The 21,742-nt window shown below is 44.1% G+C and carries 16 protein-coding genes and 1 pseudogene; 7 read left to right on the top strand and 10 right to left on the bottom strand.

The annotated features are described in order from the left end of the window. Positions 1-236 precede the first annotated feature (236 nt). The 6 genes from HWQ41_RS32690 to HWQ41_RS32665 all read right to left on the bottom strand — a co-directional run bounded on the left by HWQ41_RS32690 (position 237) and on the right by HWQ41_RS32665 (position 8,479). The gene (locus tag HWQ41_RS32690) at positions 237-839 is read right to left on the bottom strand and encodes a DJ-1/PfpI family protein (protein WP_292772158.1); all 603 of its coding nucleotides are present in this window, start codon (positions 837-839) and stop codon (positions 237-239) included. Positions 840-1,048: 209 nt separating this feature from the next. After that, the gene (locus HWQ41_RS32685) at positions 1,049-1,501 is read right to left on the bottom strand and encodes a nitrate reductase associated protein (RefSeq protein WP_292772156.1); all 453 of its coding nucleotides are present in this window, start codon (positions 1,499-1,501) and stop codon (positions 1,049-1,051) included. 69 nt (positions 1,502-1,570) lie between these two features. After that, positions 1,571-2,029, bottom strand: a complete 459-nt coding sequence (locus tag HWQ41_RS32680) for a phosphate-starvation-inducible PsiE family protein (protein ID WP_292772154.1) — start codon at positions 2,027-2,029, stop codon at positions 1,571-1,573. Between the two features lie 563 nt (positions 2,030-2,592). Next, positions 2,593-4,830 (bottom strand): molybdopterin oxidoreductase family protein, encoded by a 2,238-nt coding sequence (locus HWQ41_RS32675; RefSeq protein WP_292772152.1) that lies wholly within the window; start codon positions 4,828-4,830, stop codon positions 2,593-2,595. 339 nt (positions 4,831-5,169) lie between these two features. Beyond that, entirely contained in the window at positions 5,170-6,666 is a 1,497-nt protein-coding gene (locus HWQ41_RS32670; RefSeq protein WP_292772150.1) for a NarK family nitrate/nitrite MFS transporter, read from the bottom strand. A 229-nt stretch (positions 6,667-6,895) separates the two neighbouring features. Then, positions 6,896-8,479, bottom strand: coding sequence for a ferredoxin--nitrite reductase (locus HWQ41_RS32665; RefSeq protein WP_292772148.1), 1,584 nt, complete (start codon positions 8,477-8,479; stop codon positions 6,896-6,898). Positions 8,480-8,991: 512 nt separating this feature from the next. Between HWQ41_RS32665 and HWQ41_RS32660 the strand changes: the two genes are divergently transcribed. The 6 genes and pseudogenes from HWQ41_RS32660 to HWQ41_RS32635 all read left to right on the top strand — a co-directional run bounded on the left by HWQ41_RS32660 (position 8,992) and on the right by HWQ41_RS32635 (position 15,563). Further along, positions 8,992-9,405, top strand: a complete 414-nt coding sequence (locus HWQ41_RS32660; RefSeq protein WP_292772146.1) for a ubiquinol-cytochrome c reductase iron-sulfur subunit — start codon at positions 8,992-8,994, stop codon at positions 9,403-9,405. A gap of 32 nt (positions 9,406-9,437) precedes the next feature. Then, the gene (locus HWQ41_RS32655; protein ID WP_292772174.1) at positions 9,438-10,739 is read left to right on the top strand and encodes a HEAT repeat domain-containing protein; all 1,302 of its coding nucleotides are present in this window, start codon (positions 9,438-9,440) and stop codon (positions 10,737-10,739) included. Positions 10,740-11,043: 304 nt separating this feature from the next. Further along, positions 11,044-11,247 (top strand): hypothetical protein, encoded by a 204-nt coding sequence (locus tag HWQ41_RS32650; protein WP_292772144.1) that lies wholly within the window; start codon positions 11,044-11,046, stop codon positions 11,245-11,247. Between the two features lie 120 nt (positions 11,248-11,367). Next, positions 11,368-11,517: pseudogene (locus tag HWQ41_RS32645) on the top strand (BrnT family toxin); the annotation flags it as partial. 128 nt (positions 11,518-11,645) lie between these two features. Further along, on the top strand, positions 11,646-12,626 hold the full coding sequence (locus tag HWQ41_RS32640; RefSeq protein ID WP_292772142.1) for a LysR family transcriptional regulator: 981 nt from the start codon (positions 11,646-11,648) through the stop codon (positions 12,624-12,626). Between the two features lie 507 nt (positions 12,627-13,133). Beyond that, positions 13,134-15,563 (top strand): arylsulfatase, encoded by a 2,430-nt coding sequence (locus HWQ41_RS32635; protein WP_292772140.1) that lies wholly within the window; start codon positions 13,134-13,136, stop codon positions 15,561-15,563. Between the two features lie 314 nt (positions 15,564-15,877). Here the strand turns inward: HWQ41_RS32635 and HWQ41_RS32630 are convergent, their stop codons facing one another. After that, positions 15,878-17,356, bottom strand: coding sequence for an alpha-amylase (locus HWQ41_RS32630; RefSeq protein WP_292772139.1), 1,479 nt, complete (start codon positions 17,354-17,356; stop codon positions 15,878-15,880). Positions 17,357-17,468: 112 nt separating this feature from the next. Then, positions 17,469-18,092: a DUF1003 domain-containing protein gene (locus tag HWQ41_RS32625; RefSeq protein WP_292772138.1), complete on the bottom strand. Its 624-nt coding sequence runs from the start codon at positions 18,090-18,092 to the stop codon at positions 17,469-17,471. A 476-nt stretch (positions 18,093-18,568) separates the two neighbouring features. Between HWQ41_RS32625 and HWQ41_RS32620 the strand changes: the two genes are divergently transcribed. Continuing rightward, positions 18,569-19,627 (top strand): anthranilate phosphoribosyltransferase family protein, encoded by a 1,059-nt coding sequence (locus HWQ41_RS32620; RefSeq protein WP_292772137.1) that lies wholly within the window; start codon positions 18,569-18,571, stop codon positions 19,625-19,627. An 18-nt stretch (positions 19,628-19,645) separates the two neighbouring features. Here HWQ41_RS32620 and HWQ41_RS32615 read toward each other — a convergent pair whose 3' ends face one another. Further along, on the bottom strand, positions 19,646-21,070 hold the full coding sequence (locus HWQ41_RS32615; RefSeq protein WP_292772136.1) for an LCP family protein: 1,425 nt from the start codon (positions 21,068-21,070) through the stop codon (positions 19,646-19,648). 285 nt (positions 21,071-21,355) lie between these two features. Further along, entirely contained in the window at positions 21,356-21,718 is a 363-nt protein-coding gene (locus HWQ41_RS32610; RefSeq protein ID WP_292772172.1) for a hypothetical protein, read from the bottom strand. Positions 21,719-21,742 lie beyond the last annotated feature (24 nt).

Raw genomic sequence — 21,742 nt, 5'->3', positions numbered from 1 at the left:
GGCGGATAAATCAGGTTGTATCGGTGGTGTACTCTTGACATGCTAGCTGCAAATTAAACCTACGGCAATTTATCAAAAAATAGTAGTTTTTACTGCATTTAGTTTCATCAAAAAAATATATAATTTTTGGCTTTCTGTTATCAGTTGTTTTTGCCACTGATAATTGACTAATCCCCTTCGGAGTAGGGAAAGAAACTGCTGCGAAGATCGAACCAAAAGATTTCCGGTATCTTGCTTCAAACAACTGTAGTCAGTTCTGGGTGTTCAATCTTAGTTCCAAGTACTGTGAGGAATTCTGCCAGCCAATGGGGGTGAGCAGGCCAAGCTGGTGCTGTCACCAAGTTACCATCAACTATTACCTGATCAACAGGGATATCGACATAAATCCCTCCAGCACTCTTGACATCTGGGCTACAAGCAGGGTAAGCAGTGCATCTCTTGCCTTGCAGTACATCAGCAGCTGCCAATAACTGCAAGCCGTGGCAAATGGCAGCAATCGGTTTATTCGTTTGGGCAAAGTGACGGGTGATTTCTAGCACCTGCTGATTCAGACGGATATATTCTGGTGCCCGTCCTCCGGGAATGACTAAGGCATCATAGGTTGCGGCTTCTATTTCTGCAAACGTAGCATTTAAAGTGAAATTGTGACCGGGTTTTTCGCTGTAAGTCTGGTCTCCTTCAAAGTCGTGAACTGCTGTCCGCACCTTGTCGCCAGCTTTTTTGTCGGGGCAAACTGCATGGACAGTGTGTCCCACCATTTGCAACGCCTGGAAAGGAACCATCACTTCATAGTCTTCTACATAGTCTCCAACAAGCATCAAAAGTTTTTTTGCAGCCATATTTTTGTTACCCTCACCTATTAGTCAATAGTTAATAGTTGTTTATAAAGTAAATATTAATTTAAAGTCAACTACGTTAGGCGTTAGCCTATGGGCGAATTTTTGATACATTACGGGATTAATTGTGCTGTAATGTATCATTTTCGGGTGGCAAGTTAACAAAGTGTAATGCACCCTACAGATTTGTTCTGTTAATGGCTATTGACTAATTAAAGCAGATGGAATTCTGCGATCGCTCTCTTAAAATTTTTGTTTTCATGTCCTGGTTGGCTGAGTTTAATCAAGGCAAAACGCTGTAAGGGCGTTAAAGCTGCCCAATGTTGCTGTGTTAGGGTTACACCTATTTCTTGAGCTTTTTCCTGAAGGCTGGCTGGTACAGTGGCAGAGTCTAGCCATGCAGGATGAGGCTCGATGGGCAATTTTGTCGCTGGTATACCCGTGCGTTGTACAATTAACTGCTGAATATGGTCGTGGTAAAAATGAATTTCCGTTTCTGTAGTACAAGGTAATTCGACTAAAGCTTGACGCTCTGCTGTAGTCATTTGATTCCAATCAGACAATTTTAGCTTGATGCCACAGGTATCTAATTTGCAACGCACCTGCATGGGGATGCAACGCAAAGAATCAACAAAGTCTGCTTCAAATTCAAAGAAATTTGTCATAAGAAAGTATTCAAAATTAGCTCATTATTTATACTGTTGCTTGCTCATCCTGCCTCCTGCCTCCTTCAATTAACTTGCATCTTTGGAATTACTGATACGAATTATCAAATAACTAATTGATAGGGCAAGAATAGCTATACCTAGACCAATTATATCAAGACCTCCAACTTTTTCAAAGTCAAGAATAATAATTTTTCTGGCGACAGCAATTAGAGAAGTGACAATAACTAATTCAACCTGAAAAACGTGTTTTCGTAAATAGGCTGTAATATTTTCTAAAATCTCTAAAGCAATTAAAATATTTAAAAATAAACCGAAAATCTTATACAAGGTTGTGTTGAACGTACCGTAAGGCGCTGTAAATAATTCTTTAAAAATAAAGATTCCTAAATCTACGATCGCTACCAAAATTACAATTACCATGAAAATAGATAGAGCTTTAGAAACTAGCACTTCTATGTTTTCGATGACGTGCATGAAGTTCTCATCTCTGGTAGTTACTAGAATTCGCCTCAGTAGCTTTTTCATAATGCTGCACCCGATTCTAAAATAAAAGAAAATCCCATAGATAAATCTAGAGGATTAAAATAATTCGTAATTCGTAATGACGCTCGATGACTCGCTAACGCTACGCTAACGTAATTCGTAATTACGTTTTCTAACGGTGATTTTAATTAGGCGTTCAATTCGTGTTGCCCTTCTTAGGCCAATAGGGTTCAGTTATGGCTAAAATTCTTTGTCTAAGTCAATTTTTTTAACGTAGACGCGGAGCGGCTTCCCGCAGGGTACCACAGAGGCGCAGAGGACACCGAGAGAAGAAAGAAATGCTTAACTGAACGGTATTGCTTCTTAGGCAGAGGAATTAAACTGAACAACTTTGTTAAAAAAGATGCCTTGCTGATGTTTTGTAAGTTTTTTATCTATTTTTTATTCTTTATCCATAGCTAAAATCCCGGCTCAGTAAAACCTCTTGTTACTAGAGATTTTATCTCTTTAGATATGGTAATTGGTAACAGTCAAAAGTAGAGAGTCATAAAAAATTATCATAACTATTGACTATTGATTATTGACGAAATTACCACTTTAGAGGTTTACTTTGCAGCTGACCATTGTGAGGACTGGAGTTGATGATTTTTGATTGTAACTTCCACAGCAATTGGTATCAGCTGCACTGCACAGGCTTTTAATTCTGGTTGCAGCGAATCGGGGCAAGATTCTGGATGAGTCAGGGCATTAGCTTCGGCATTGTCTGCCCACAGCGAACCCCAGTGCATGGGGACAAAAACTGTACCAGGCGCGATCGCTTTTGTCACTTTAGCAGGAAACTTCGCTTTACCGCGACGCGATCGCACTTCCACACACTGGTTATCTACAATACCTAACTTAGCAGCATCACGGGGATGAATTTCGATAAACGGTTCGGGATGCATTTTGCAAATTTTTTCAATCCGCCCGGTGCGTGTCTGCGTATGCCAGTGTCCGTAAAGTCGTCCATTAGTTAGCACAAACGGATAATCTGGGTCTGGTGGTTCTGCAAGTCCCTTTGAGTAATATGCCCCAAATCGAGCGCGTCCATCAGGGGTGTGGAAGCGGAGATTGGTGTAGAGGCGTTTGTTAGAGACGCGATTAATCGCGTCTGTACAATTAGGAGTTGAAGATTCTAACTCATAACTTTTTTCTGGATGAGGCCATTGAGTTGGGCCTTCTGCTTGTAATTGGGCGTGACTAATACCTGTCATATCGCAGGGGCGAGTTTTAGTTAGTTTGACAAACTCAGCATAAACTTCAGCAGAGTTAGCAAAGGCAAATTCTTTCTCAAAACCTAATCTACGTCCAACTTCCGCAAAAATTTCCCAATCTGCTTTAGCTTCTCTTGGCGGTTGGCGAAATGCTGAACACAGAGTTACCACTCGTTCGGAGTTTGTCATCACACCAGTTTTTTCACCCCACTGGGCTGCTGGTAGCAAAACGTGAGCGTAAGCAGAGGTTTCTGTGGGATAATATGCGTCTTGGTAAATGGTGAAAGGCGATCGCAATAACGCCTTCTTAGTCCGCTCTAAATCTGGCATACTCACAGCTGGGTTGGTAGCTGCAATCCATAGTAACTCTACAGCGCCATCTTCCAAGCCAGTAATCATGTCCCAAGCAGTCAAACCGGGATTGGGCGAAATCTGTCCTGGCTTGAGTCCCCAAAATTCCTCAACTTCTGCGCGGTGCTGAGGATCTTTTACCGCCCGATATCCCGGTAATAAATTCGCCAAACCTCCGGCTTCCCGTCCTCCCATCGCGTTTGGCTGACCAGTGAGGGAAAAAGGGCCAGCCCCAGGTTTGCCAATCTGTCCAGTCATCAGGTGCAGGTTAATGATAGTTCTTACCTTAGCTGTCCCTTCTGAGGATTGATTCACACCCATTGACCACAAAGACAGTACCCGCTCAGATTTACCCCAATAGCGAGCTGCTGTTTCTAAATCTTCAATGCTGATTCCACATTGACGAGCTACTATTTCTGGGGAATAGTGCCGAATCACTTCAGCATAAGCGGGAAAGTTGCTGGTGCAGTCGTCCATGAACATCGTATCAATGTAGTTCCAGCGCATCAATAAATGGGCGATGCCATTTAACAAGTCGATATCTGTACCGGGACGAATCGCTAAATGCAAGTCAGCGGCTTCTGCGGTTGGTGTGCGACGGGGATCAACCACAATCATTTTGACTTTGCGGTTCTTTTTGTGATATTTTTCCAGTCGGTTAAAAACGATGGGGTGACATTCAGCCGTATTAGTACCAATTAAAAATGCACAGTCAGTTAACTCCAAGTCTTCGTAACAGCATGGGGGGCCATCTGAGCCAAAGCTTTGAATGTAGCCAGCTACAGCACTAGACATACATAAACGTGAGTTGGCATCAAAATTATTAGTACCCAGACAGCCTTTCATGAGTTTCTGGGCTATGTAGTAGTCCTCAGTTTGAAACTGACCGGAACCATACATACATAAGGCTTCTGGGCCTTGGGTGAATAGCACGGTTTGAATGCGCTGCGTGATTATATTAAAGACTTCATCCCAACTAACCCGGCGAAACTCTTGATCTAAGGAGTCTCGCACCATTGGGTAATGTAATCTATTTTTATCTAAAGATTCCGCGATCGTTGCGCCTTTGACGCAAACCATTCCCTGACTGGATGGATGGGCTTTATCGCCCCGAACTCGCCAAGTTGGATTTCCTTGGCTATCTCGATTAGTTGCTTTGCCAAGTTGGGCTGGGGGTGAAACTTCTAGTCCACAGCCAACACCACAGTAGGGACAGAGAGTTTTGGTAAATTCACTCATGGCAGTTGTACTTGTTATTTTGATTGTGCAACCTTTAGATGTAGCGACAGTTGGAGGAATTAGTGTGTTACGCAACAATTGCTAAAAAGTTTTATTTATCGAACCGCAGAGACGCAGAGAGCGCAGAGAGAAGAAAAAGAGATTTTCATAAATTTTGATATAGCGGTTCTCGTTTGGATGCAATACATTTTGACCTCACTTCCATTCCTCTCTCCTAAAAGGAGAGAGGCTTTGAATCTTACTCCCCTTCCCTTGCAGGGAAGGGGCTGGGGGTTAGGTCTGTATTACACTCAACAGAGAAGCGCTATAGTTAATTTCACTACTTCATCCTTCTGTTGATTATTCTTCGGTTAAGAAGATAGTAGTTGCGGTTTCTGGTAATTCACTTTCATAAGTAGGGGCAAAGGAACCTTTTGGTTCTTTGAGGAAGAAGGCACACATGAAAGCGCAGATTAAAGCAGCTAAACCCATTGTGCTAAATAGTGTTGGAGCGTCGGTTAAACTAAAAATTGTCAGGTAAACTACGCCGCCAAAATTACCGTAAGCTCCCACATTACCAGCAATTTGTCCAGTGGCTTCTCTCTTAATTAGGGGTACGATGCTGTAGGTTGCACCGCAGCCAGCTTGGGCAAAGTAGGCGGCAAACATTGTAACTGCGATCGCTAGCGGAATCGGCCACTTACTATTAATAAAATGTGCCATCAAATAACTAACACCAATGCCAGCAGTGACAATTGTCATTGTCCATTTACGTGAGCTAAATTTATCAGAAATTAAGCCCCCACTGGGACGAGAAATCAAGTTTAAGAAGGGATAAGTAGCGGCAATCATCCCCGCGACGACATGCTCTAAAGCAAAGGTTTTTTCAAAAAATGCTGGGAGCATAGAAACAACTGCCAGTTCGCTGCCAAAGCTAGTTATGTAAGTGAATTCGAGTAAAGCTACTTGACCAAACTGAAAGCGTTCAGATGGAGCGTAGGTTTTCTTGCCAATTAGAAGTTCTCGGTTTACTTCCCAAGCTTTGTAACTTTGATAAGCAAACAATCCTGCTAATAGCAACCAAGTCAGATACATTTGGCTCAAAGTTAGGAAGCGAATGTTTTTTTGTTCCAAGCGCCAAGCTAATAAACCCAAGGCGAAAATCAAACCAAAATTCGAGACAATCATCGCCCAGAAGCTTTTAATATTGGTCACTTCTAGAGAACCATTTTTGTTAGGTTTCTTGTAAATTTTACCAGTGGGCGTATCTTGGACGCTGTTGTAATAAATTACGCCGTAGATGGCTGCAATTATACCTGTAAGTGCGATCGCAAACCGCCAGTTAGAAGCACCACCAGCGAAAAAGCTAGTAGAAACTGCAAGCATCGGTAAGGCAAACTCTGCGCCAAAAGCCCCAAAGTTACCCCAACCGCCATAAACGCCTTGAGCAATGCCCATTTCCTTGGGCTGGAACCATTCCGCAACCATGCGAATACCGACAACAAACCCAGAGCCGACAATTCCCATCAGCAAACGACTGATGACTAGTTGATTAAAGTCTTGCGCTAGCGCTGTCGCCAAACAAGGAACAACCGCAAACATCAGCAGCATTGAATAGGTGATTCTGGGGCCAAAACGATCCAGAAGCATCCCAATAATTAGCCGTGCGGGAATTGTCAAGGCGAGGTTACAGATGCCCAAAGTTTTGATTTGCTCTGGTGCTAAATGTAGCTCTCTCCCAATGGTTGTAGCGAAGGGAGCAAAGTTAAACCAACAGACAAAGGTCAGAAAAAAGGCAAACCAAGTCTGATGTAAAATGCGGTAGCGATCGCTGAATGAAAATAATTTTTTAAGCATTCCAATCTTTACTAATTGAATAAAACAGTGAGATGAGCCTTTGAGGTTGGAAGTTGAACCTTTGAGGCTAAAGTATGAGTTTTGCCCAATTCCGAATGGCACTAAGTTAAGATACAGCCCCTGCCCTGACGAGAGGCAGAGCCTCTCGGAATTCGTTCCCAGCCTGGAGGCTGGGAACGAGGCTACACAAGCCTTTGGGCTTTTCTTGGTGCCATTTGCCCAATGCCCACTAGCAGTTACTAACTAATAGGGCTTCTTCCTTGAGTTTTGCCCCAAAGTTTTTAATCAGTAAATCTTGCAATACTAACTGCAAGTCTTCGCATGGTATGCCTTTGATGACGCAAGTTCCTAAATGGGCTTCTTTGCCAACTTTGCCGCCCATATATATGTCAACGGCTTCCAAGGTTTTGCCATTTTTGCGAGTTTTAGTTCCCATCAAGCCGATGTCTGCAACTTGAGGCTGTCCGCAGGAATTGGGGCACCCAGTCCAGTGAATTCGCACTGGTTTGGTGAAGGTTAAGTCTTCTTCTAAGGCTTTAATCATTGCCAGGGCGCGGTTTTTGGTTTCGATGAGGGCAAAGTTGCAAAATTGTGCGCCTGTACAAGATACTAGCGATCGCGTCAGTAAACCTGGATCAATGGAAAACTTTTCCAGTAAAGGCTCTGATAAAAATGCTGCTAAACGCGAGTCATAAATGTTGGGGATAACAATGTTTTGCTCAACTGTAAAACGGATTTCACCACTGCCGTAAACTTCTGCCATACGAGCAATTTCAAACATATCTTCGGCATACAAACGCCCGACGGGAATGTGTAAACCTGCGTAATTTAATCCTGCTTGTTTTTGTTTATATACCCCGATATGGTCGCGTTTTTCCCAGTCGATCTCGTCTTTTGCTGCTGCGGATATTAATGATTTACCCAAACGGCTTTCTACTTCTGCTCGAAACTTTTCTAAACCCCATTCATCGATTAGCCACATCAAGCGGGATTTTTGCCGATTAGCACGTAAACCGCGATCGCGATAAACTTCCAAAACCGCTCTACATACAGTTACCACATCTTCTGGAGCCACCCAAGCATTCAGAGGAATCGCCGCCTCACAACGTTTAGCGGAGAAAAAGCCACCGACGAGGACGTTAAACCCGAAAGTTTTTTGGTGGAAATTTTGCTCCCCTGCTTCCTTAAATGCTGGAACAAAAGCTAAATCATTGATTTCAGCGTGAACTGAATTGTCTCGTCCGCCTGCGATCGCAATGTTAAACTTCCGTGGTAAATTGCTAAACTCCGGGTTCCCTTCTCCTTTGTTGGTCAGCATATCTTGAATTTGCTGTATCAACTCTCGCGTGTCGTACAACTCATCTGCATCCAACCCCGCCACGGGATCGCCTGTAATATTGCGGACGTTATCCATCCCTGACTGAACGGTGGTTAAACCAACTGCGTCAAATCTATTAAAGATATCTGGTAAATCTTCAATCCTGATTCCCCGTAATTGAATATTCTGTCTCGTAGTAATGTCAGCGCTGCCTTCATCTCCGTAACGCTGCACCACTTGGGCTAAAACACCCATTTGATTGCTGGTGAGAATACCGTTAGGCATCCGCAATCGCATCATAAACTTACCTGGGGTAACTGGGCGAAAAAATACACCCACCCACTTGAGTCGATGATCGCGGTCTATTTCGTTCATTCCTTCCCAGCCCAGTGCGGCAAATTTCTCTATGTCATCCTTGATAGCAAGTCCATCTTTTTCTGCTTTGAATTTCTCGAACTTATTGAGGCTGGTGGTAGTAGTTGCTGTGTCCGTCATCAGGCTGACTCTCGTAAGAATTTGTAGTGATAATTGCCCAACATCAACCAACCCGTAGTTACATCAGGTGTTGTATCTACCAGGGTTAGAGAATAAAAACTTAATATTTACTTAAGGCTGATTATTTTTACTTCAGAGCATTCCAAAGTGAAACTCTAAATCCGTGATTAGTTAAGCAAAACTTGTGGCCATTTACATCTTGGGAATTTGTCAAGCAGGTTTAGATAATGTTCATGTAACGATTTCGATACTCATAACTTAAGGCGATATTTCTGTTAAAATCGTATAAATTGTTACGATTTTTTGGTAAAATCGCTGAAAATGCATGAATATTATGCATTTTTTGCATCAAAGTCATCAATAAGCGACGCAAAACGCTTGATAAAGGGTATTTCAGATGACCGAAGCGATTTTGGATTGCCATAGATTAATTCTTAATCCAAAATTCAAAATCTAAAATCCAAAATTGAGTGGCAGATGTTAGCTAAAACTTAGATATTATTTCAGCAGCTATGAAACGTCGTGATTTTATTAATTGGGTAGGTTTGGGTTGGATTGCGAGTTCTCTACCTGTAGCGATCGCCGCCTGTTCTTCTCAAACAACTTCAGCATCTGGAGATTGGCAAACAGTGGGAACCTCGGCAGAATTAGATAAAACAGGTCAATTGCTGGCGAAAAATTCACCCGTCGGGCCTGTGTTGGTAATCGGCACATCTAAAGCCAAAAATCTGACTGCTGTTAACCCTACCTGTACTCATGCAGGTTGCACTGTAGCATGGAAAGCTGATGCGAAAAAATTCGCTTGTCCCTGTCATGGTTCGGAATTTGCGGTTGATGGTAAAGTGCAAAAAGGCCCAGCGACAAATCCGCTGAAAACTTATGCCGCCAAAATTGAGGGTAATTCAGTTGTAGTCAAGCCAACGTAATGGAGGCAGAAGATTAATAATTAAAACAGAGTATTGTGAGTAACATCAACCAGCTTTTGGTGCAAGCCCAGGCAGCATATGATGCAGCTGATTGGTCATGGCTAATTCAATACTTGCAACAATTAATTTTAGGGGCAGACTCTGAACATCCAGAGATAGTTAAAAATCGAGAATATCTGCTGACATTAGCACTTTCAATGTTAGAGATGGGGGATTTTCAACAACGCTGGGAAATTACCAAGGTGTTGACTCACTTGGGAAATATTGCCATCCCACCACTCATTGACATATTAGAAGATGAAGACGCAGAGTCAGAATTACGCTGGTATGCAGCAAGGACTTTGGGCGAATTCCAGCACCCAGAAGCGATCGCGCCTTTGATGGAATTATTGAAAACTGATGAGGATGAAGAACTCAAAGCGATCGCAGTTACAGCACTGGGACAAATGGGTACTGTTGCGATCGCTACACTCTCTGAACTTCTATTAGATGAAGATACACGGCTTTTAGCGGTGCGATCGCTTTGTTGTATTCGGAAACCAGAAACCATCACACCGCTATTAAGTGTAGTACAAGATCCACAAGCAGCAATCCGCGCCGCTGCAATTGAAGCCCTCAGCAGTTTTCATGACGAACGTGTACCGCCAAGATTGTTAAACGCTTTAGATGATATAGCCGCCACAGTTAGGCGTGCAGCAGTCCTTGGTTTAGGTTTTCGCCCTGACTTACACCAAGCATTAGATTTAGTAACAAGACTGCAACCCAGGCTTTACGACTTTAACCTTGAGGTTTGTTTTGCAGCCGCAGTTTCCCTTTCGCGGATGGGAAGTGATGATGCAGCCAAATACTTATTTGATTTGTTAATATCACTTTATACACCGCTACCACTGCAATTAGAAACCATCCGCGCTTTAACTTGGGTGGGGACGCCACGCAGTTTGGAATATTTGCAAACAACATTTAACCAAACCACATCCGAGACACTTTGGCAAGAAATTGTCACAGTTCTAGGGCGAGTCCAAAAGCCGCAGTTAAGGACACCAGCCACAGAAATTTTACTGCAAATACTGCTAACGCAACATCCAGCCACAGAGATTGCTAACGTTAAAAGTGCGATCGCTTTATCTTTAGGACAGTTAGGCAAAATGCAAGCTATTGAACCATTGATTTCACTGCTAGCAGATTCTAATGCATCGGTGAGACTACATGCGATCGCGGCACTGAAAAATTTAGACGCTGAAGCCACACATCAACAATTGCAGCAGTTAGCAACTAACGCCACACTCTCACCAGATTTGCAACAAGGAATAGCGATCGCCTTAGCCGAATGGTAAATTTTTTCAAACGGCGATGGGGAGGCAAAAAGAGTGATTTGTATCAGCAATTGTGTCAAACCCAGATTTAAAGAAGTAGTCTCCAGAAAGTGATATACTCTGCGCGATCATAGGTATGAGGAGCAATAATTATTCCAACGCCAGAACAAAAGACGCAGTGCTTTATATTATGCTGCTGGTTTACGAAGTTTTATTTGCCCATAAATGTGGTTCGTGTAGACGAGCGAACAGGGAATGTGTTCTTCTTAGCAGGTGAGGAGAATATTATTGAGATATATCCCAATGGCAGATGGAGGTACGCGCAATGATCAAACCTAACTTTCAAGGAATGAGTCAGAAAGATTTGCAAGCCTACGTTTTAGCCCATCGGGATGATCGCGAAGCATTTTACGTATATCTTGATAAGCTACATGCAGAAGCTAACTGGGTTGAAATGCCGCCGTTAAAGTCTCCAGAGGATTTGGAAAATTATCCTGAATTTATTGAACGGGTTCGCAACGGTTCGTAGCCATGAAATAGCGATTACAGGCACAACACCCATCCAGAGGGTTACAGTTGCTTATTTGGAAATGAACAGATCGAGACCTAGCTTGTTAAACTCCAAAAAAAGACGGCAAGAGCGTTTTACATAGAATTTGAATGGAACCCAGACAAAGCCGCATTAAACCTTGAGAAACATAGTATTTCCTTTCCAGAAGCCGCAACCGTGTTTAACGATCCGCTATCTGTCACCTTTCCCGATCCTGACCATTCTATTGGAGAAAGTCGTTACATTATCAATAGAATATAAAGCCGTCCTTTATGACGGGGCTTTTACCCAATTTTTCGGTAACAAACTCTACTAAATTGTGGATAAAAATCCGTTAACTTAATGAAACCGATAAATGTAATTCAGGCTACATAAAAATGCGCCTAGAGCAGTTGCAAGCCTTTCTAGCGATCGCCCAAACCGGCAGCTTTCAACAAGCAGCGCGAACATGTGGTGTTACCCAATCAACAATTAGCCGCCAAATCCAAGCATTAGAAGCAGATTTGGGTGTAGAACTGTTTCACAGAACCAGTCATGCAAAATTGACACTGGGAGGTGAATGTTTACTACCCCGTGTCCGCAAAATTTGCCAAGAATGGCAGACAGCTACAGAAGAATTAGCTGATTTAATCGCCGGAAAGCAGCCAGAACTTTGCATTGCTGTGATTCACTCCCTGTGCGGATCTTACCTACCACCAGTGTTGCAAAAATTTTGTCATGATTATCCAGATGTGCAATTGCGGGTGACTTCATTGGGAAGCGATCGCGCCCTGAAAGTCCTCAAAGATGGATTGGTGGATTTAGCAATTGTGATGAATAATCGCTTTTTAACCACTGGTAGAGAAATGGTGGTAGAAGTACTTTATGATGAACCTATAGAAGTTCTAACCGCAGCCAATCATCCACTAGCCCAATATGAATTTGTCCCTTGGTCGGAGCTAATTCGTTATCCTCAAGTGGTTTTTAAAGATGGTTATGGGATGCAGCGCTTAATACAAGATAGATTTGAGCGACTAGAAGCTAAACTCCAAGCGACTTTAGAGGTAAATACCCTAGATGCCTTCCGGGGGGTGGTGCGTCAAGGACAACTAATAGCTTTGCTACCTCAATCAGCATTAATGGAAGCACATCTTGACCCTACTCTGGCGATTCGCTCCTTAGCCAGCAATAGTACTAGTGGTTTAGCAGATGGTTCTAGTTTGACTCGTCGGGTAGTAATGGTAACAACTCAAGACCGTCTGCAAATTCCCCCCATCAAGCACTTTTGGCAACTCGTGCGCGAAAATATCCCATTACAAATTCAGGACTTACGCAACTGGCACAAGCGATGTCGCGACGCCGCCGCGCCGAGTGCCTAACAACTAAACGACGAACATAGAAACAATTCGCTTGGGCGAGTGGGAGTACCTTTACAAGGTCTAAATGTGGTATCGTGCTTTTCCTTCACTAATACTACGATAATTCGATAGATATATAGTACAATATTTGCATTTATTTGTACTATGAACCTTCTGTTAAGGGGAAGGTATTACCATCAAAAAAACTGATGTATTGTTTGCATTTTATACAACAGTAAAAGTAATTCTACCCCACACTCCCGAAGTAAACAATGTGGGTGTGGTTCCAATACGGTTCGGATAAGACACGATCCCCCCAACCCCCCTTAAAAAGGGCAGGCTAAAAATCGCTCTATTTCCCCCTTTTTAAGGGGGACTAAGGGGGATCTTTAAAGCCTATGCACCTTAACGAACTGTATTGGGTGTGCTTCCCCAATTTATCAGCAGGAATATGAGTGCATTTTTCAGATGCTCCAGCGCAGATGATGTGCTGGCTTAACTACTATCGCTTGTAAGGAGGCAGGTCTGTTGAACAGAAAACGGAATCTATCATTCATTCAAAAAGTCAAGCAAAAACTTGTTTCACCGATCGCTTGGTTAGCACTAGTTGTGTTTAGCATCTTGCTGGTTACTGGCACAACGATCGCCAGCAGTTTAGCCCAGAACCCTGCGAAGGGAGCAGGTAATGCAAGTACGCAAGCTTACGCTGGATTTAAAGGCAAAATCGGCAGAACTTTGGCAGAATCAACGCCCTCGTGGACTCCACAGCCCCCATCGGTTTTAGTCAACAACTCTCTGGCTTCATCCCGCACCACAGCAGCACCAAAAGGGGCCCCCAACATTGTTGTTTTCCTAATTGACGATCTAGGGTTTTCGGATTTAAGCCCCTACGGTTCAGAAATCAGCACACCAAATATTGAGAAATTGGCAGCTAACGGACTACGATTTAGCAACTTCACAACGCATCAGCTTTGTTCTCCCACAAGAGCATCTTTATTGACGGGATTAAATGCCCACTCTGCGGGTGTCGGTTGGGTTGCTGAGGGAAACCCTGGTTTTCCTGGTTATGCGGGTGAAATTCAGAGCAATGTCGTGACTCTGGCAGAAATTTTACGTGGCAATGGCTATTCTACCCTGCTGACGGGTAAGTGGCATTTGACTCAGACTTACGATCGCACCGCTACCGCTTCCTTAAATTCCTGGCCGTTACAACGGGGGTTTGAACATTTCTTTGGCTTCTTAGATGGATTGGAACATCCCCAGAAACCCCATATTCTCTACGAAGACAATACGCCGATTTCAGTTGATCGCTATCCTGAGAATTTCCTCACCACTGATTACTGGACAGAAAAAGCGATCGCATTGCTCAAACAAGCAAAAACTAAGTCAAAAGACAAGCCATTTTTCTTGTATTTTGCCAACAATGCTGTTCATTCACCGTTTAATATTCATCCAGCAGACCTTGCTAAATACAAAGGCAAGTATGATGTCGGCTGGGACGTGCTACGCCAGGAACGATACCAGAAGCAACTTGCATCAAAGCTAATTCCTGCCGAGACTCAACTACCACCCCAAAATCCAGGCGTTAAAGGTTGGGATACACTATCGGCTGAGGATAAAAAGCTATTTGCTCGTTACCAAGAAGCCTATGCAGCCTTCGTTGATAACCTGGATCAAAACTTTGGCAAACTCTATGAGTATTTAGAGTCCACCGGGGAACTCAACAACACAATTATCATTGTAGCTTCTGATAATGGGGGTTCTGGAGAAGGCGGGGCAAATGGCACGACGAATGTAGCCCGACATTACTCCGGTTTACCAGACGATAAAGCCCTGGATATCAGTCGGTTCAATTTGATAGGTAGTCCTCAGACTGCGCCTCACTATCCGATTGGCTGGGCAACCGTTTCCAATACACCCCTGAAGCGGTACAAGTTCTTTACCCTTGGGGGCGGTAGACGGAATCCATTGATTGTTTCCTATCCAGCAAAAATCAAAGATTTGGGTGCTACCCGGACACAATTTACGCACATCACAGACATTACACCTACCCTCCTGGAATTGACGGGCATCAAGCATCCCGACAGGTTTAATGGCAAACCCACGAAACCTCTAGAAGGTATCAGCTTTGCCTATCTCTTGAATGATGCCAATACGCCCTCTCAAAGAACTGAACAATACTATGAGAATTCAGGCAATAGAGGGTATTACAAAGATGGTTGGTATGCTGTCACCGATCATCAGACCGGGAAACCATTTAGTGACTCCGAGTGGCAGTTGTACAACCTGAACAAAGACTACTCGGAAAGCAACAATGTGGCGAACCAGTATCCAGAAAAAGTCAAAGAACTGGCAGCAGCCTTTGATGCTGCGGCATTCAAGTATCAAGTTTATCCCCTGTTAGAATCCCCGCAACACGGAGGAGTGCCGCCTTATATCAAGGAGAAAGTGAAACCGAAGACATTCCATGCAGGTGACTTGGTACTGGAACCGGACATTTTGCCTTTGGTCAGCGATCGCGATTATACCATCCAGGTGGAGGCTCAGTATAAAGCAGGCGATCGCGGGGTGATTCTTGCCCACGGTGGGCAGGAAGTTGGTTATATCTTCTATATTGACGATGGCAAGCTGTTCTACGAACACAATAACTATGGTCAGTCGATTAAGTTTCCCCCAGTCCCACTACAGCCAGGTCAACTTCACATCGATTTCAATTACGATGCACTGGGCAAGCGCCAGGGGTCTGGAACACTCTCCGTCAACGGGCAGCAAGTCGCGGCAGGTAAGCTGGGGCTAACGTTTGGTGGCTTTCCCTATGAAGGATTGGACATCGGTAAAGATGCCCGTAGTCCGGTGTCATGGGATCTCTACAAAAAATATGGGGTCTTTAAATACACTGGTGCGATCGAACAAGTCAAATACGTACCGGGTTCACCCGCGCCTGATACTAAAGAGTAGTAGGGACTAGGGAAGAGGGTTGCCCGAAATCCTTGGTAGGCACAATTCATGAATTGTGCCTATTGCCTAAAATCAGGCAATTTAGGCAATGTCCAATCGCTTTCTAACGAAAGAAAAGGGTTGTGGCTGATCTAGAAAGTATAGCGGCTGCCATAATGGTTAGGACAAGTCTGCTATAGATAGCTGTGACAGCCGCTCTCTTAGGATTTGCGAATGTCCTAAGCTATCTGTCCACTGCTATACTGTCTAAGTTCTCTTTTAGGCAAAGTTAAGAAAGCGCGTAACTTTCTGGATGAATGCTACTAAAACCCCGACTACGACTGTGGAACCCACACAGAAACGGAACCAGCACTGCATCGAAAATCAGCCCAGCCCTCATCATTCGTTGTGACGGGTTCACTAATATGTTCAGTGATGTCAATGTAAGTGCTGTTGGGTTGCCCAACTTCCATCCACTTAGTCCCCTCTCCTCCATTACTCAGAACAACCGCCATACCGCCAGGATGTTCTTCATCTCCTAAGCGTGTCCAGCCGATTGTATTAGGGTGGTCGAAATAATCGTATTGGTCGCCATAGGCATAGGTTTGACGAGCGTGCAAAAATTTATCAATTATCCATTGATGACTATCGAGCCAAATCTCATACTCATTGCCATCTGGGGCTTTATCCTTGTAATTAGCACCATAGTAATCCGCATAGAAGATACAGGGATAACCCTCACTTCGTAGTAGGATCAACGCATAAGCCAACGGTTTGAACCAGCTTTCTACTACAGACTCCAACGACTGCAAGGGTTGAGAATCATGATTCTCTACTAAGGTGACGGCTAAAGTAGGTTGCTGTTGCACCAAGGTGTTATCAAATATCTGCCGCATATCGTAGTCATTGCCTTGTTTGCTGGCAGCGCTAAAGTTATAGTGCAATGGCGCATCAAACAACATCACATCGCCACCGGTGATGTTAAGGAAATGGTGGAGTGCTTCAACTTCATAAGACCAATATTCACCAACGGCAAACAGATCGCGACCTGCCTTTTGGCGACAGTGAATCAGCCATTCTGGAAAAAAGCCAGCTCTCACGTGTTTAACGGCATCAAAACGAAAGCCATCTATACCAGTGGTTTCTACAAACCACTCACCCCAGCGATTCAACTCCTCGCGCACTTCTGGACTCTCCATATCCAGATCGCATCCCATGAGATAGTCGAAAGCGCCTTTTTCCAGGTCAACGTTATCGTCAAAATGTTTATCTTTGAACAGATAAACTGCGTTTTCACCTTCGTTGTAAACGTTGTAATCAACTGCGTCGAAGTGCCACCAGTGCCATTCCATATCGGAGTATTTGCCTTGGCGACCTGGGAAGGTAAAGTGAGTCCACACTTTAATTGTTTGCATCTCACCGATCGGCTGGTTGCGATCGTCTGGACTATAGGGTGTTGCTTCCACCTCTTCTTCTTGGTCTGCACCTAGCTTGTGGTTGAGGACAACATCAGCATAGACTCGAATACCAGCATCTTTTGCAGCCTTGACAGCAGCGATATACTCGTCTTTTGTACCGTACTTTGTCCGAACCGAGCCTTTCTGGTCAAACTCGCCTAGATCGTACATATCATAGACCCCGTAGCCGACATCGTAGCCACCCCCTGTTCCTTTATAAGCTGGGGGTAGCCAAACAGATGTAATACCTGCATCAGCTAAGTCTTTGACTTTCTCTTTAAACTCATTCCAAAGATTGCCATCTGGAGGGATATACCAATGGAAGTACTGCATCATTACACCATTCAGTTGAGCCATGTGTATCCCTTTAGTAAAATATCCGATAAATTTTGATTATTGACACCAAGACTATACTTAAAGTTTTCTTTTATGTCTCTAAATAGAAACAAAAGTCTACTAAAAACTGCGATCAACTCATATTGTTTTCTTCTGTGGATGACAGTTCTTCAGTCAGGTTTTTCTGGAGTGCTTCCAATACTGCGATCGGGTCAGCAGCTTGCTGCATCAATTGAGCTTCCGAATCATGCCGATTGATCACATTAGGTAAATCGGTACGGAGTTCTTCTAATAGAGCAATAATCTTGGCAATTTTTTGCTCAGAGAGCAGGTTAAGCTGTAGCATCAATTGCGCCCGCTGTTCGGCAAAGTTTTCTTGGCGAGTTTGTCGCACCAGCACTCCGGTTGAAATCACCAATGCAGCTGCGTCTAAGCCTTGATCTGACCAGCTAAACAAGGGCAGGTTGAATGGTAAAAAGCCATCAAGAAAACTGCTAAAAATCCAGATAGCCAGTATGAGTAGCAAACTATAGAGAAATATCGGTCGCCCAAAGAATGTAGCGATCGCTTCTAGTATCCGCTGGTGGGCGGGAATATCTCGAACTTCTTGGGTATGAAGTGAAATAATCGCTTCAATATTTTTTGCAATCGGGTCTGGTAATGGAGCCGTAATCACTTGATTTCGAGAAGCTTTCTCTTTGAGTTTGTTAGTACCTGTGAAGTATTTGTTGGCTGTGTCGTCTGTTTTTTGCGTCATGCACCAACTCCTAAATCTAGATGTTACTCGATTATTACTTATCTTCTGGTGCTGTCGGCAAATGGATCTCAAGAGGCTAAAATGCTACACACTATTTTGATCATTTCATTTTTTGAAACCTTTCAGAGCAGTAAACTACGTAAACTTGATTAGCGTAGGCGTAGCCCGCCGCAGCAAAAAGTGTATCGCGTCGTTTGGCGCATTTGGCGTCAGGCATCTGTTAGCGCAGCCTCTTGGACTGTGCGTAGCGTCACTTTTCAAGACAGGCATCGCCCTTTGGGAAAAACTTTTTGGTTTACTTGAAGTGTCATTAGTTATTTTCAGAAAGGACAATGGACAAATGACAGTTGACAAACTGAGAAGTCAAAGCGCCGTCTGACGGCGTTGGCGTAGCCCGCCGCAGGCATCTGAACTTCTCATAAGGGAGACGCTACGCGTAGCTTGCTTCCCCGAACGGGTATGGAGACAAAGGACAAATGAGCAATGTATTTAGGCAATTCCTGCAAAAAGTAGGTAGCGGAAACCACACAGCCGAGAATTTAACTCGCGCCCAAGCAGCCACCGCTACTAAAATGATGCTGCTGGGTGAAGCTACACCAGCCCAAATCGGAGCGTTTTTGATTGCTCATCGAATCAAGCGTCCGACGGGGGAAGAGTTAGCGGGAATGTTGGATGCCTATGAGGAACTGGGGCCAAAACTGCAACCAATCGTCTCTGGGCGACCAGCGATCGCTCTTGGCATCCCCTATGATGGCAGAACACGCACAGCACCAATTAGTCCCGTCACAGCTTTACTACTCGCCGCAGTTGGACAACCAGTGGTAATGCACGGTGGCGATCGCCTACCAACTAAGTATGGCTTACCCCTAATAGATATTTGGCAGGGTTTAGGAGTCGATTGGACTACCCTACCACTAGCAAAAACCCAGCAAGTGTTTGAGCAAACGGGAATCGGCTTTATTTATCTACCCCAGCATTTTCCCTTAACTAAAAGTATTTGGGAGTACCGCGATCAACTCGGCAAACGTCCGCCTTTGGCGACAATGGAGCTAATCTGGTGTCCTTATGCTGGCGATGCTCACGTCATTGCTGGGTTTGTTCATCCGCCGACAGAAGGGATGTTTCAGATAGCTCTGAGGCTGCGGGGAGTAACGAAATTTACATTAGTGAAAGGATTAGAAGGTAGTTGCGACTTACCGCGCGATCGCACTGCGATCATCAGCTTATCTTCATCCGTAGCATCCCAAGAGGTAGAACGATTACACCTCGTACCGCGTGATTACGGGTTTACTACCAAGAACGTACCCCTTGGAACTACTGAAGAACTGGTGGCGGATATTCAGGAGGTTTTAGCAGGTAAACCAAGTGAACTCATGCAAACAGCCTTGTGGAATGGCGGATTTTACCTCTGGCGGAGTGGTATTTGTCCAGATATGTCAGAGGGTTTAGCTAAAGCAGAAGAATTATTAACCAATGGTGTGGTAGCAGCTAAACTGCAAGAACTCAGCCAGTCAGTAAATTCACAGTCAACATAATTCGTAATTAATTACGAATTATTTCGTCCGCGACTGCTCCAAGATAGATTTTTCTTGCAACCAATCCTTACCCACTTGGATACTGATATCCGAGCCAAGGTTGCCAGTACTTTCCACACGCACTTCGCCAAATCCCAAAGTGTTGCGAATTGATTCGGCACTGTCACCATCTCCTTGCTGGGCGACAATGTGAGTTACCTCTAGAGGTTCACCCCATGCTTTGGCCACATAGATGTTGCGATATCCAGATTTTTCCAAAGCTCTAATTAATGGTTGCAGGTTAGAGCGATCGCCACCTGTACTATCTTGAATTGCTACACGCAAAGAGCGCGGGTCAGTCGTAGTCGCCAGCTGTTCCTGTGCTGATTCCAAACCAAAGTGTTGAGCCATCAGTTTAGAAATACCATTTTTGTTGGGCAACCAATAGCTAGCATCAAACTCGCCTTTCTCGCTAAAGCGACCTGGCAACATTAACATTTGCATATTAGAGCGATTTGTCCGCACCGCAAAACCCATTAGCGCCACTAACTCCTCAACCGTCAAATTGGTATCGATGTGATCTTTCACTACATCCAGAACTTTAGGTAATTGAGCAACAGTAGCTGGGTTGAGTGTTTGATCCATCAAAGCACGCATGACCATTTGCTGCCGCTGAATCCGACCAATATCACCAAGTTCGTCATGGCGAAAACGCAGCAATTGCAGTGTCTGATCGCCGTTGAGATGCTGCTTACCCGCCTTCAAATTGATGTACAAATGCTGAGAATCATCTTGGTACTTCATATTTTTGGGGACGTAGACTGTTACGCCACCCAAAACATCGATTAGCTTGGCAACTCCCAGAACATTAATTCGGACATAGCGATCAATTCCCGCCCCACCCAAGAGATTACTGACGGTTTTGGCAGTCAAAGCTGGCCCACCGTCAACATTGGCAGCATTAATTTTTTTTACCCCATACCCCTCTATTTCTGTGCGGGTATCTCTGGGAATGGAGAGAATAATTATTTTTTTCGTCTCTGGATCAAATTTTAGCAAGAGCATCACATCGGAAAGACCATCAAAGGAGTTTAGCTCCGGCTGGTATCTGAGGTTTTTGGTTTCTGGGGGAGGGTTTTGGATATCCGGGGGAAGTACGCTCATCCCCAAAACTAAGAGATTCACTGGGCGAGTTAATTCTGAAAATCGCAGCACACCTCCAGAAATGCGATCGCCATCAAACACCGCCTCATCCTTTGGACTTAGCTGGGCTTGCTGCAAAGGCGTACTGGTCAAAGACACCGCCAAAAGCGCCCCTGCTGTTGCTGACACCATTGCAATACCACTCATACCTACCCAAAACCACAGCCAACGTCCTGATTTCGAGTTCTGGGAAATTTGGTTACTGGACTTTGAGGCTTTTCCCGACTGGTTTTCTTCCGCCGAACTTCTTTGAATGGTCACAGACTTCCTCACACTTACTCACTAATCAAATTCGGTAAATTTGCAGACTAAAAATATGCAGACAAATCAACCCATAATAGCTAACTCTTAATTATCAGTGCTAACTTTTTTAATGTAGTGTCAACCACACCACTTATAGCAGCATTTATCCTTTTTTTGGGCAACCTGGAGATGTTTTATTGAAGTATGGCAATAATAAACTGGATTTGACTAGATATTATGGATAAATCAACCGGATTTTTGAGGAAATAAGTAAAAATACTGGCAAATTCTCGCCCGATAAAATTAAGATAAATACTTGCCAAGCACTCGTTCTGCTAAAGTACTAAACCCTGGTAAACGCCCAGATTTGCCCTGCATCAGGCGCGAAATCAACCAGACACTCACTAAAAAGTAACCCGATGTGATAAAGCTATTGAGGATAAATAGACGTAGCGTCAAAAAATCTGAAGTTCCGGCTCCGGTAGCTAATAATAGATATCCCAACAGCCAAGTAAGTGCCAAAGTAATAGACAGACGACTAATAGCCAGTTGTTCCCGACTACCCTGGCCCCGATAGAGAGTCCACAAGGACGGAAAAAAGCCGATGATCGGAACTAAATATAAAAGCAACTGTGTTTTGGGCATGGGGCATGGGGCATTGGGCATGGGGCATGGGACAATATTATTGTC

It is taken from the genome of Nostoc sp. NOS(2021) (genome assembly GCF_017115025.1).
Classification (GTDB): domain Bacteria; phylum Cyanobacteriota; class Cyanobacteriia; order Cyanobacteriales; family Nostocaceae; genus Nostoc.
The sequence above is the reverse complement of the archived record's forward strand: the minus strand, read 5'-3'. Positions and strand labels throughout refer to the sequence as shown.

Coding starts and splice junctions, on each gene's coding strand:
- HWQ41_RS32690 (WP_292772158.1), bottom strand. CDS start 839: ATGGCTGCAAAAAAACTTTTGATGCTTGTTGGAGACTATGTAGAAGAC.
- HWQ41_RS32685 (WP_292772156.1), bottom strand. CDS start 1,501: ATGACAAATTTCTTTGAATTTGAAGCAGACTTTGTTGATTCTTTGCGT.
- HWQ41_RS32680 (WP_292772154.1), bottom strand. CDS start 2,029: ATGAAAAAGCTACTGAGGCGAATTCTAGTAACTACCAGAGATGAGAAC.
- HWQ41_RS32675 (WP_292772152.1), bottom strand. CDS start 4,830: ATGAGTGAATTTACCAAAACTCTCTGTCCCTACTGTGGTGTTGGCTGT.
- HWQ41_RS32670 (WP_292772150.1), bottom strand. CDS start 6,666: ATGCTTAAAAAATTATTTTCATTCAGCGATCGCTACCGCATTTTACAT.
- HWQ41_RS32665 (WP_292772148.1), bottom strand. CDS start 8,479: ATGACGGACACAGCAACTACTACCACCAGCCTCAATAAGTTCGAGAAA.
- HWQ41_RS32660 (WP_292772146.1), top strand. CDS start 8,992: ATGAAACGTCGTGATTTTATTAATTGGGTAGGTTTGGGTTGGATTGCG.
- HWQ41_RS32650 (WP_292772144.1), top strand. CDS start 11,044: ATGATCAAACCTAACTTTCAAGGAATGAGTCAGAAAGATTTGCAAGCC.
- HWQ41_RS32640 (WP_292772142.1), top strand. CDS start 11,646: ATGCGCCTAGAGCAGTTGCAAGCCTTTCTAGCGATCGCCCAAACCGGC.
- HWQ41_RS32630 (WP_292772139.1), bottom strand. CDS start 17,356: ATGGCTCAACTGAATGGTGTAATGATGCAGTACTTCCATTGGTATATC.
- HWQ41_RS32625 (WP_292772138.1), bottom strand. CDS start 18,092: ATGACGCAAAAAACAGACGACACAGCCAACAAATACTTCACAGGTACT.
- HWQ41_RS32620 (WP_292772137.1), top strand. CDS start 18,569: ATGAGCAATGTATTTAGGCAATTCCTGCAAAAAGTAGGTAGCGGAAAC.
- HWQ41_RS32610 (WP_292772172.1), bottom strand. CDS start 21,718: ATGCCCAATGCCCCATGCCCCATGCCCAAAACACAGTTGCTTTTATAT.